The 11,239-nt window shown below is 34.3% G+C and carries 11 protein-coding genes and 2 pseudogenes; 9 read left to right on the top strand and 4 right to left on the bottom strand.

Going from position 1 to position 11,239, the window contains the following annotated elements; all coding sequences use genetic code 11:
• The first annotated feature begins 9 nt into the window (after positions 1–9).
• The 8 genes and pseudogenes from NSS97_RS27925 to NSS97_RS27960 all read left to right on the top strand — a co-directional run bounded on the left by NSS97_RS27925 (position 10) and on the right by NSS97_RS27960 (position 4,544).
• Entirely contained in the window at positions 10–534 is a 525-nt protein-coding gene (locus NSS97_RS27925) for a hypothetical protein (protein WP_341114793.1), read from the top strand.
• Between the two features lie 41 nt (positions 535–575).
• Positions 576–815, top strand: a complete 240-nt coding sequence (gene dltC / locus NSS97_RS27930) for a D-alanine--poly(phosphoribitol) ligase subunit DltC (RefSeq protein WP_016107073.1) — start codon at positions 576–578, stop codon at positions 813–815.
• Positions 816–955: 140 nt separating this feature from the next.
• Complete coding sequence (locus NSS97_RS27935) at positions 956–1,297, top strand: zinc ribbon domain-containing protein YjdM (protein ID WP_000067655.1); 342 nt, start codon at positions 956–958, stop codon at positions 1,295–1,297.
• A 482-nt stretch (positions 1,298–1,779) separates the two neighbouring features.
• Positions 1,780–2,031: pseudogene (locus NSS97_RS27940) on the top strand (amino acid permease); the annotation flags it as partial.
• Positions 2,019–2,390, top strand: a complete 372-nt coding sequence (locus tag NSS97_RS27945) for a GNAT family N-acetyltransferase (RefSeq protein ID WP_286125940.1) — start codon at positions 2,019–2,021, stop codon at positions 2,388–2,390. The pseudogene NSS97_RS27940 and the gene NSS97_RS27945, both read left to right, overlap by 13 nt.
• 337 nt (positions 2,391–2,727) lie before the next feature.
• Positions 2,728–3,294 carry a plasmid pRiA4b ORF-3 family protein gene (locus NSS97_RS27950; protein ID WP_000650501.1) on the top strand — a complete coding sequence of 189 codons (567 nt, stop codon included), beginning with the start codon at positions 2,728–2,730 and terminating at the stop codon, positions 3,292–3,294.
• A 453-nt stretch (positions 3,295–3,747) separates the two neighbouring features.
• Complete coding sequence (locus NSS97_RS27955; protein WP_044441258.1) at positions 3,748–4,092, top strand: hypothetical protein; 345 nt, start codon at positions 3,748–3,750, stop codon at positions 4,090–4,092.
• Between the two features lie 263 nt (positions 4,093–4,355).
• Entirely contained in the window at positions 4,356–4,544 is a 189-nt protein-coding gene (locus tag NSS97_RS27960; protein WP_341114795.1) for a hypothetical protein, read from the top strand.
• Between the two features lie 275 nt (positions 4,545–4,819).
• On the opposite strand, the gene NSS97_RS27965 is transcribed toward NSS97_RS27960, so the two are convergent.
• Together NSS97_RS27965 and NSS97_RS27970 are read right to left on the bottom strand one after the other, a co-directional pair.
• The gene (locus tag NSS97_RS27965; protein WP_002205017.1) at positions 4,820–6,202 is read right to left on the bottom strand and encodes an alpha/beta hydrolase; all 1,383 of its coding nucleotides are present in this window, start codon (positions 6,200–6,202) and stop codon (positions 4,820–4,822) included.
• Positions 6,203–6,616: 414 nt separating this feature from the next.
• Complete coding sequence (locus NSS97_RS27970; protein WP_002205015.1) at positions 6,617–7,156, bottom strand: hypothetical protein; 540 nt, start codon at positions 7,154–7,156, stop codon at positions 6,617–6,619.
• 181 nt (positions 7,157–7,337) lie between these two features.
• Between NSS97_RS27970 and NSS97_RS27975 the strand changes: the two genes are divergently transcribed.
• Complete coding sequence (locus NSS97_RS27975) at positions 7,338–8,762, top strand: IS4 family transposase (protein ID WP_341114799.1); 1,425 nt, start codon at positions 7,338–7,340, stop codon at positions 8,760–8,762.
• Positions 8,763–9,097: 335 nt separating this feature from the next.
• On the opposite strand, the gene NSS97_RS27980 is transcribed toward NSS97_RS27975, so the two are convergent.
• A complete protein-coding gene (locus NSS97_RS27980) occupies positions 9,098–10,738 on the bottom strand; it encodes a family 14 glycosylhydrolase (RefSeq protein ID WP_002192076.1) in 1,641 nt (546 codons plus the stop codon).
• Positions 10,739–10,958: 220 nt separating this feature from the next.
• Positions 10,959–11,235 (bottom strand): annotated as a pseudogene (locus NSS97_RS27985) (DDE-type integrase/transposase/recombinase); the annotation flags it as partial.
• Positions 11,236–11,239: the final 4 nt, after the last annotated feature.

An 11,239-nucleotide genomic window follows, 5' to 3' on the forward strand; every position in this document is an offset into this window, starting at 1 on the left:
AAGTTTACTTTGGAGAATGCGGAGAAGATTTTTACAAGGTTTGAACAAGAAGGTTTTTCATACATCCAACATATGATCATGAAACAGCAAGAAGAGAATATCTTCCTTACATTTCAATGTAAAACAGATTGTACGATTAGTGTTCTTTCAAAAGATGATAAAGAGAATTATGAAAAAAGCGTGTCATTTTTTTCTTGTGTTTCTGGTGGTGTAATTGTATGGGGAATAGATTCAAGTAAAAACAAAAATGGTGTTAACAGGGCTGAGAAAATACAACCTATCTCTAATGGAAAGACGTTTTTAACGAAATTAAATGGTTTGTTTTCGAAAGACATTCCAGCTATACAGCCAAATGTTAAAAACATATACATTCCATTCCCTAAAGAAAAGAACAAAGGGTTTGTAATCACATATGTTCCAGGGAACAATTATTTGTTAAATCTGAATAACTATTACACAAAAACTAGGGGTAGCTTTGTAATGATGATGGGACAGATTCTTTTAAATGATGTGTTAAAAAATAGAAAACCATGAAAAAATTAATGATAAATCATGGGTATAGAGGAGCATAAAAAATGTCTGAATTTAAAGATCAAGTATTAAATGTTTTAGAAGAAGTATGTGAAAATGATATCGTAAAAGATAACCCAGATGTGCAATTATTTGAAGAAGGGATTCTAGATTCTTTTGGTACAGTATCTTTATTGGTAGAATTTCAAGAACGTTTAAACATTGAAGTGTCTATTTCTGACTTCGACCGTGATGAATGGGCGACACCGAACATGATCATTAAGAAACTGAATGATCTGCGATAAAAATAGATGCTTGAGACACAGATAAGAAAAGCTTCTTACATTTTAACTTCGTAATTGTTATTCTTACGAAGTTGTAAAAAGGTAATTAAAAAATTTTTATATATTTAGAATGAATGATAACGAGTGGAGGAAATAAAAATATGTCTAATTTACCAAATTGCCCAAAATGTAATTCAGAATACATTTACGAAGATGGAAATCTTTTTGTTTGCCCAGAATGTGCTCATGAGTGGACTTTAGAATCAGAAACTGAAAATAGTGAAGATACAAAAGTGATTAAAGATGCAAACGGAAATATCTTAAACGATGGTGATTCTGTAACAGTAATTAAAGACCTTAAAGTAAAAGGAACTTCATCAGTCGTAAAAATAGGTACAAAAGTAAAAAGTATCCGTTTAGTAGATGGAGACCATGATATTGATTGTAAAATTGATGGTTTTGGAGCTATGAAATTAAAATCTGAATTTGTTAAAAAGGTTTAAATTGTGGGTTTAATAAAACAGAGTTAATTTGAAAGCCAATGAATGTACAGCATTTTAATAGAAAGACCGCATTCATGATAAGATTTTTTGAATGAGATCTTTCTATTTTTTTGAACTTATCTCAGCCATACCTGTATTTCAGTTGGATCAGTGAATTAACGGAAAGATAAGAGGATAAGACGATAAATATCGTTTTGCCTCTTGTGTTATTTTTATGAGTGGCTCCAAAAAGAAGGAATCGTTGCCGTACCCCTACTGGACATGGAACCTAATTTAACCTACAAAATTTGTGTAGGAATGTAGATACCCACTAATAAAAAACAAACGATTCTTCCTTTAAAGCTTGTTGAAAGAATCGTTTGTTTTTTATATAAATCTTGTTAAAGATTTCATTATATATCCATAAAAACAGCAAAAGGTCATATTATGGAAATAAATTCCAGTCTATGACCCGTTTTTACACGTATCTCGGCTGAACCCCATTATGTTATTCTGAATTTTCATCTACTGTACCGGTATCCGGTAGTGCTTACACTTATAGCTATGCAACATTTGGAGAATTGATCGCTTGGATTTTAGGGTGGGATTTAATTTTAGAATATGGATTAGCTTCCTCAGCTGTTGCATCTGGTTGGTCAGGGTATTTACAAGGACTATTAAGTGGATTCGGTATTACATTACCTACTGCTTTAACAAGCGCATATAGTCCTGAAGCGGGAACATATGTAGACTTACAACTGTATTACCAGAAAGAATTGAGCAGATAAGGAATGATTCTAATAATTTTTTATTTGTATATGAGGAAGATTGTAAAGTTAAAGGAAGTATATTTATGACTTTTTGTCTTGATCCTGGATATCAATTTAGACCATATACCGTTCTAGAGTATGTGATTGTAAATGAAGATTTTCGAGGTAATGGGATAGGTGAAAAGTTACTAAAACATGTAGAACGGCTATCAATTGCAAGGGGATCCACAAGAATTATCTTATTAAGTAGTACAACTAGAATAGAAGCACATAAATTCTTTTCTAAAAATGGTTATAATGGCACTATAAGTAAGGGATTCAAGAAGTATATACCAATTAATTAAGTTTTATATATAAGAGCCATTCTTAGCTATAGGAACGGCTTTCTTAATTATCTTTAAATTAACTAACACAGTTTAAAAGAAGTCAACGATGCATAAAGTTTTCGTTATGGGGATAATTCAAAACCTTAGGTTGATAGTGATGTGAAGTCCCCCCTAAACGAAAATTTTTACCTATCGACAATTCAGCTCATTTTTTCAGTTTGGGGTAACAACGAATTCTTTGTACACTAGCATGATTTTTTGTTCCTCCTATTGATTTATACTTTATATTTCTTACTATTTCAGCGAAAATGATAACTAGACATATACCATCCATTTAAAACAGGAGGAAACACAAATGAAATGTTATCAATTGCACTTGGAATTAGTGGGATGTCCTTTCCCTATTTGGAGAAGAGTTAGTTTACCGACAGATTTATCCTTTGATGATTTACATGACGTGATTCAATGCTTATTTCAGTGGCAACACCAACATTTATTTGAATTTACTGTGGGGAAATATGTAATTTCATCTCCTCCTGATCCGAGCATTTCCTTTCATACATTGGCAATGACTACGTCGTCCCCGATGCTACATGCTGATAAAACTATGCTACACCAACACATCGGAAAAACGGATCAGGCTTTTCAATATGTATATGATTTTGGAGATCATTGGCTGTTACAGATTCATGTTGAAAAGATATTTGATCAACCTTCTGATGAAATAAAATGTATAGGAGGAGAAAATGCGGCGCCATTAGAGGATATTGGGGGCATTCCAGGGTATATTGAATTTTTAGAAGCGATAAAAGATTCTTCACACCCACAACATAAAATCTACGCAGAATGGGATTTATTAAATTTTGATCCTTCTTTCTTTGACATACACGAAATTAATAAAGGATTAACTTATTGTGATTAAGTACTAAATGAATGCTAGTTTATTTATGGGATATCGCCACATCGCTATCAACCTAACAAAACAAAATACCCCATAAAATGAAAAAATACGCTATTCTTTCCTATGATTCTACAGAAAGGATAACGTATTTTTTGCTTTATGGGTAGTGCTATCCCTTATATGACTTCTTGTGATTTCGGTGAAAGTTGTGATGGTACTTCATAACCTTAGCTTGATGGGCATGGGCTAGCACCAAAATTTTAATGATTCGATTGTTATGTTTTCTTGCGTGTAAGCAATACCTTCTTTAGCAATTTCCTTTCCTTTCCTTTCCTTTGTTCAAGTCATAAACTTTAATTTTTTCTGTAATAACAGTGTGATAGTTGATAAGAAACTTTTCCATAAAGTAACATAATGTAATATAATGTAATATGTATGTCCCATTATTTAGAAATTGAAAGGAGTCATTATGTAATGATTATTTGGAGAGGTAAAGGAATGTTAGTAGCTTTAGCATTTATTTTAGGGTTTATGATAAATGCAATCCTTTTTAGTTTTTTGCAAGTGAACACGGAAGATAAACTTGGATTTATTTTGCAAGGAATATTTTCGACTATCTCTATAGCGATGATTAATTATTTTTTCACTAAAAAGTTTATATCTGATAGTGTACGAACATTCGTCGATGAAAAAACCGGAGAAAGAGTTCAAATAAAAGATAAATCTTCATTATTTTTCATTCCAAATAAGTATTGGACTTGGATTATTCTAGTTTTAGGTGTTGTAATTATTATTAATGTTAGTGCGCAATTATCATAATTTTTTTTATTATATAAGGGATCACCTATCATTTTAAAACTCTGATCTTTTTAAAATCAGAGTTTTTTATATTAACTACTTTTAATAATTTAAATTACTTATATTCATAAATTGATTTTATTTAAAATAAAATTTTTATTTATAGGGGATCAGTGTAGATTATTTAAAAATTTGCATACGAAATAAACCCTAATTAATATAGGTATTACTACCATAATGGGTATTGTATGAAAAAAATATTTTATGAAAGCAAGTGAAGAAAAATGAATAATAAATTAATTCAACGTAAATGGGCATTAGTTGTAACAATTTTGTTTACAATATCATCTATTATGCATCTAGCAGGAGGAGATATTAAGGTCGATCCTTATGGAATGGGAGAGTTATTGGCAGATTTTTTAATCCCAATATTTTTTTATGTTTTGGCATTTAAAAAGAAGAAAGAAAAATAAACTTCGATGCTATAAAAACACAAAATTTCCATTTAGGGGGTACTTTAAAATCTTAGCTTGATGGGTATGTGGCGGGACCCCATGCCCATCAAGCTAACAGAGCAGGTTGCTCCCAAAATGATAAAAATGAACTTCATTGCTATAAAAGACTCTAATTTTTCGTTTCGAGGCAAATATTATATAAAATAATATCGAAAATAATAGATATGTCTGAATCACTAGTTTCAAAAAAGCCTTCACGCAATGACGATTGCATGAAGGCTTTTGATGTTTTCTTATTTTTTTGTCTCGTTGACCCATGTAATAATGTCCTGGATGACGTACTCGGGAACATTAGCAGGGATTTCGTATTCACTAGGACGACTTAATTCCCCGTCACCCTCTGTGAAGAAATGATTCAATTTCGGGTATTTTTTGAACTGAACACTCCCGCGATTTGAAAGTCCTTCTTGCCATTTTGTATATTCATCTTTTACTGTTACTTGATAATCGCGTGCCCCTTGCAGAATGAGTAAAGGCTCTTTTCGTGATTTTGCCTCTTCAACTGGACGCCACCTAGAAACATCATACATAAAATGAGGCGATCCAAAATTGTAGCCAGCTGGAGGATGGTCAGGATTGAAAGTAGGATCCTGGATAAAAGCGACCTGTCTTTTTAGTTCATCGATTTCTTCCTTTGACGCCCCAAGGTATTGATACTGATCAATGGCAATGTCAGTCAAAGGGCGTGCAGGTGGTGCGAGTAAGATACTTCCTCGGACAAGTGAGGAAGGCGCTTTGCTCAGTATACGCGGCATTGTGCCAGCTCCTAGGCTATGTCCAAGAATGAAAATATTATTTGGATCAATGCCTTCCTGCTGCGCTGCTGATTTTGCTGCATATATGGCATCATCTGTAGTATCACGGTCTAACGTACCAGGTTCTGCACTCATCTTTAATGCATGTTCTAAGGTGCGTTTTTCATAGCGTAACACTGCAATTCCGTTGGATGAAAGGCCCACCGCAAGGTCTCGTAAGATTTTTGTTCCCAGATATGTACTATCGCGATCATGGATGCCAGCACCATGAACAAGAACAACTACGGGTACCTTTTCACCAGGCTTACGTTTCGGAACCGTTAATGTGGCTGGTAACGGATAGGTAGAATTTCCAATGACGATTTCACGTTCTTGATAGGAAGCAGGTTGATCATAGCTAGGATGCGGGATGGTATAAGATTCCGGGGGCATCCTTTCCCCAACTTCATCTACTTTCCCGCCAGGTGTGAATTTAAGGAGTAGCGGGATGGTAGTTCCTTCGGTAGCTGCTGGAATTTCCACCGTCTGATGGACCAAGTTTCGTTCTTTTATTACAGGGGTTCCCATGCTTTTTATCCCGCTCCAGCCACTTTGTGTCCACCAGTTTTGTAATGTGTTTGCTGTAAACTTGGATTGAAAAGCAGCAGACGTCAACTGGAGTGCCTCTGCATATTTACCTTGCTGGAGATATTCAAAAAATAATGATGTACGCTCCGTTAAAGAGATTCGTTTCTTTTCTGCGGATTGTTCTTCACGTGTATCTGCGTGAATAGCTGTTGTAAGCGGGAAAGATGAAACGCCTAAAGAAAAGAGTAGGGTAAAGGTAAGTACTGATTTTTGTATTTTCTTTTTTTTATTCATGTTTTAGCCTCCAATATGTGATGGTAAAAACAGGTATGGTAATTAGGGTTCTGGTGCAAAAACTTCAAAATATTTGCAAGTAATCTCCAAAACTTGGACACACTGATATTATTACTCTAAAAAACCGTAGATTTCTTCTTTTCCACATGCATATTAACCCCAGACAGAAACAACCTCTCTTCCTTCACTTTATATTTTGATTATAAGAAACGAAGCTCTCGTTTTTCTTACTTGATACTTACAAATTCCTTAAGTGTATAAAATTTTTGTTTTGGGGACATTTTAAAATCTTAGCTTGATGGTGATGTGGTGATCCCAAAAAACAAGGACAATAAAAAAGACCGTCTAACGACGGTCTCATGAAGTAAAGCCCCCCTTTAGTTGAACAAAAGCAGGTAAGTTTCTCATGATTTCTCACTTCTTAAAGTTTTTTTGTTTGACAAAGATAAAGTGGTCTTCAGGCTTCCAAACGTGCAGATGGTCAGCGATGTATCCGCGTAGCCACAACACGCCATTAATTCGTCTAAGATAAAAGCCTTTCGGAAAATCATCGTCTTTAGTTAATATTTCCGATGCTATTGTGATGGAGCCAGATGGAGCTTGATGTTGTTGTGAGGCATTCCCCAAATAACCTTCAGGCTGTTCCAGATACTCCAATCTTAGTTGAGGTCCCAGCTCAAGCGGACACAATTCCAAACCAAGTTCGCTCGCTCTTTTAAAGAGCTGAGCCGTAGTAGCTCCATCAGGAAAGCCAAGGTCTATAACGGTTAGTTCAACGGTCTGCAGGCTGTACTTTGTATTAGAAGTCGTAAATTTATCATCAGCTAGCAGTCTTTCTCCATACTCATTCATCAAAATGGAGTATTGTTGCAATTTCTGAATAAGCTGTGATTTCGTAAGTCCGCCAACCTCTACTGTTCTAGTAATAATTGGACAATCAGGGTATATTCGCATTTGTAGTCACTCCTAAAAAATTGGGTATAAGAATTTAAAATTAATACATTCTACAATTTTCCATAAATCCCCTTGTTGGAGTAAAGACCCATCGCTATTAAGCTAACAAAACTAAACTTTCTTAAAATGAAAAAATACGCTATTCTTTCTGTAGAATCATAGGAAAGGATGGTGTTTTTATATGTCGATATCTGACGAGTTACAACTATTTGCACAGGAGATTCAGAATTTTTTATCCCCAAATATCTTACAGAATCTAGCTAGGGATGTTGGGTTTGTACAGCGAACAAGTAAGTATCAAGCACAAGATTTAGTAGCTTTATGCGTATGGATAAGCCAGAGTGTAGCAAAAACTTCCTTAACCCAGTTATGTAGTTGTTTAGAAGCATCAACAGAAGTACTCATCAGTCCTGAAGGACTAAATCAACGATTTAATGCCGCAGCCGTGCAGTTTCTACAACAAGTATTAGCTAAACTTCTGAACCAAAAATTATCTTCATCTAGGTTGTTTTCTTCTTCATTTACTTCTATTTTTAAGCGTATTCGTATCTTAGATTCCACTGCATTTCAACTTCCAGATGTATTTTCATCGGTTTATCCTGGTGCAGGAGGTTGTAGCCATAAGGCTGGTGTAAAAATTCAACTTGAATATGACCTTTTAAGTGGACAATTCCTCCATATTCATACAGGACCAGGTAAACAACATGATCGCACTTACGGCTCTCTGTGTGCCCCAACTGTGACAGCGAATGATTTATGTATCCGAGATTTAGGTTATTTTCATTTAAAAGACCTTCAATATATACAAGATAACGAGGCCTACTATATCTCTCGTATCAAGTCAAATACACGTATTTATCAAAAAAATCCTAACCCTGATTATTTTCAAGATGGAAGAATTAAGAAAGGTACAGAGTATATACAGATAGATATGGAGACGTTAATGAACTCCCTTCAACCAGGACAAACATGTGAAATAGCTGATGCTTATGTAGGAATGATTGATAAAGTGCCAGCTCGTGTAATTGTTCATCGATTAACAAAACAACAGCAACAAAAACGATTACAAGATCAAGCTGTAAGAGAAAAAAAGAAAGGAATGAAGTATTCTCCTCGTAGTAAACGACTCAGTGGTATCAATGTATATATGACAAACACCCCTACAGATATTGTCCCGATGGGACAGGTACATGACTGGTATTCTTTGCGTTGGCAAATTGAAATTTTATTTAAAACGTGGAAGTCATTCTTTCACATTCATCATTGTAAAAAGATAAAACCAGAACGATTAGAGTGCCATTTATATGGCCAATTGATTGCCATTCTACTCTGTTCCTCTATCATGTTTCAAATGCGCCAATTGCTCCTCATGAAGAAAAAACGAGAGCTTAGTGAGTATAAAGCCATATATATGATTAAAGACTATTTTCTTCTTTTATTCCAAACTATACAAAAAAACATCCAAGAGCTATCAAAGGTGTTACTTCGCCTGTTCAATCTCCTACAGCAAAACGGGCGGAAATCTCATCGATATGAGAAAAAAACGGTCTTTGATATATTAGGTGTCGTTTACAATTGTACCATGTCTGATAATCAAGCCGCTTAATTCAAAAAAGTGAAACCCGTTAGGGTTTATTTCGTATGCAAATCTTTCAATCATCTACACTTGCCCTTTAGAAAAAAGAAACAATCTCGCTTGAAATTGACTTTGCATAAGCTTAGCTTGATAGCGATGTGGCGAGACCCCTATAACGAATTACATGAATTATTAATAGTTTCATAAAACTGGTCCGCAATATTCCCCATCTCTTTATGTCTTCGGAAACTTTGCAACAGAACTAGAAAGAGGAATGTGACATTTTTTAAGATTTATTTTTCCTTCAAAAACAAAAAAAATCCTTTATCACTTATTAAAGTATCTTTTTTGTTTACATAATATAATTACCACCGACTTATATGAGAGGTAGTCTTCAGTGGGACTGGATTCCAACTTTGTTGTATTGTTTGCCATGATTTGACCGTTCCATCTTTACTTTTAATAAATGCTTTAAATTCTATATTTCTTTCAGCTGGCAACACAACATTTCCTCTCCAATCATTACTATGAGAATCATAATATAATTGAATTGGATACTGTTTCGTGTCCCAACTTCCTAATTCCGCACGATTCCCAGTAATATAAACAGTATCTCCTATTGTTGTAGGAGCATTTTTTACTACAATCGTTTGCATAACAGGAGTCACACCTAATAAATCTTTAAATTTCTCCATTAATGAATTGTTATACATTACATCTTGATACCGAAGTAACGTAAATCCAGCAAAATTATAATTAAAAGCCATTTCTGCAACTCTGTTATACTCTGCCTCATTTCCTAAACTTAAAGCATTTTCACCATTTAATACAATTCCCTTTTGATTAGCTAATGTTGCAATTTCTTGTACTAATGTTCTAGGCATTGAATATTCTGGATAACTACCTTTGTCTGTCATCTCTAGACAAGTAAATGTTACATCTAACTTTGCGCTTTTGAAAGCATCAAGTAAATGGCTATAATTATTATACCCTGCTGGCTTTTCTGCCCCGTGAGGTATAACCGGATTATTATATTGCCAATGTACTCCTGCAATCTTTGCGCCGATTGGTACTTGAAAACTTGGATCAAAAGCATCGTGTGCCAATTCACCAATTAATTTTGTATGACTTTCTAAAACACCTTGATACCATTCTAAATAATCTTTTCCATATGAAGAGTTATATCCATTCTTTAGAAACAGTTCCCCATCACTTGGTGGTAAAATTTCTGAAACAGAAGTAAATTTTTTACTCCACTCTTTGTTCACTTCATTTAAGGAATCATATTTATTTAATACCCATGAACGGAATTTTGATTTTGCAAATTCTGTATAGGCTTGAAACTTTCCACGTGATGGATAACCGCTTCCATCAGCAGATGTGTAGGAAGGATATCTCAGCTCTCCAGCTGGTCCCCCAGATAAGTATATCTTTGCGATTACATCTTTATACGGTTTCATAGCTACTGCGAATGCCGTATATAGTTCACCATATTCCTTTTGAATTACATCTGAAGCAAGTGGATTCAATGTTTCTTTATTAACGGTTCCGGTTTCAGATTTAAAGTAAAGACTATCATCATTTTTTTGATTCCAAACCCATGAAGGAATTGGTGTATTACAATCATCGCCAACATTTCCACCACACTGATGTGTAGAAATAATAGGTATCATTTTCATACCTGCATTTCTTACTGATTGAGCAAAACGCTGTGCGTATGAAAAATCAAATTGCTGATCCCCGTTCTTTTCCATATCTCCCCACCAAAAATCAACAGTAATAGCATAAAAACCATTTTGTTTTGCCCACCTTAAATCATTTTCAAATGTCTCCCAATTTGTTACTTCCGGAATCTTTTTTAATGGTGCCATTAAGTAAGCTTTGTAATCCGGATTCATTCCTTTTCCATTTACGGCTGCAAAACTTGCTTGTGGAATTAATAGAGATACAAATAACATCAAGACAGATAAAATGACAATACCATAATATTGAAACTGTTTTTTCATCCCTTTTCTCCTTTTCCTTTTTTAAATTTATAAAACACTTTTGTATCCGTTTTCATTATATACGAAAAACGCAATCGTTTGCATGAAAAATATTGCATAATATTAAACTAAAATAAACAAGCTAGATTAATTAACTTGTTTATTTTAAAATTCGATTACAGATTATTCGGTTCTGGTGCAAAAAATCTCTGAAATAAAATTCATTCCAACCATCTCAATACTTAACACGAAGATAATAAGCTGGATTCTTATCGACTGTTATAGCACGAGGCTTTGAAACACGAAAAGGCCGCAAAACTCTCTTGAAAAAGCGCTTTGCAGCCTTCTGGTTTCTTATTTTTCTTAGGAAAAATCGATTCTGTTTTCTTTCGAATCAACACCACGATATAAATATATTCATTACCCTTTTACTTTGATATATGTTTCATGGACTCTTCAAGAGTCATTGGTTTGAGGTGACGTCAGATTCGTTTATCCAATTCAGGACCATACTGATATGGT

Source organism: Bacillus sp. FSL R12-0074 (genome assembly GCF_038005725.1).
Taxonomy (GTDB): Bacteria; Bacillota; Bacilli; order Bacillales; family Bacillaceae_G; genus Bacillus_A; species Bacillus_A mycoides.

Excerpts from the sequence above, each read along its gene's own strand:
- NSS97_RS27935 (WP_000067655.1), top strand. The coding sequence starts at position 956 with ATGTCTAATTTACCAAATTGCCCAAAATGTAATTCAGAATACATTTAC.
- dltC (WP_016107073.1), top strand. The coding sequence starts at position 576 with ATGTCTGAATTTAAAGATCAAGTATTAAATGTTTTAGAAGAAGTATGT.
- NSS97_RS27960 (WP_341114795.1), top strand. The coding sequence starts at position 4,356 with ATGAATAATAAATTAATTCAACGTAAATGGGCATTAGTTGTAACAATT.
- NSS97_RS27970 (WP_002205015.1), bottom strand. The coding sequence starts at position 7,156 with ATGCGAATATACCCTGATTGTCCAATTATTACTAGAACAGTAGAGGTT.
- NSS97_RS27965 (WP_002205017.1), bottom strand. The coding sequence starts at position 6,202 with ATGAATAAAAAAAAGAAAATACAAAAATCAGTACTTACCTTTACCCTA.
- NSS97_RS27950 (WP_000650501.1), top strand. The coding sequence starts at position 2,728 with ATGAAATGTTATCAATTGCACTTGGAATTAGTGGGATGTCCTTTCCCT.
- NSS97_RS27980 (WP_002192076.1), bottom strand. The coding sequence starts at position 10,738 with ATGAAAAAACAGTTTCAATATTATGGTATTGTCATTTTATCTGTCTTG.
- NSS97_RS27955 (WP_044441258.1), top strand. The coding sequence starts at position 3,748 with ATGATTATTTGGAGAGGTAAAGGAATGTTAGTAGCTTTAGCATTTATT.
- NSS97_RS27975 (WP_341114799.1), top strand. The coding sequence starts at position 7,338 with ATGTCGATATCTGACGAGTTACAACTATTTGCACAGGAGATTCAGAAT.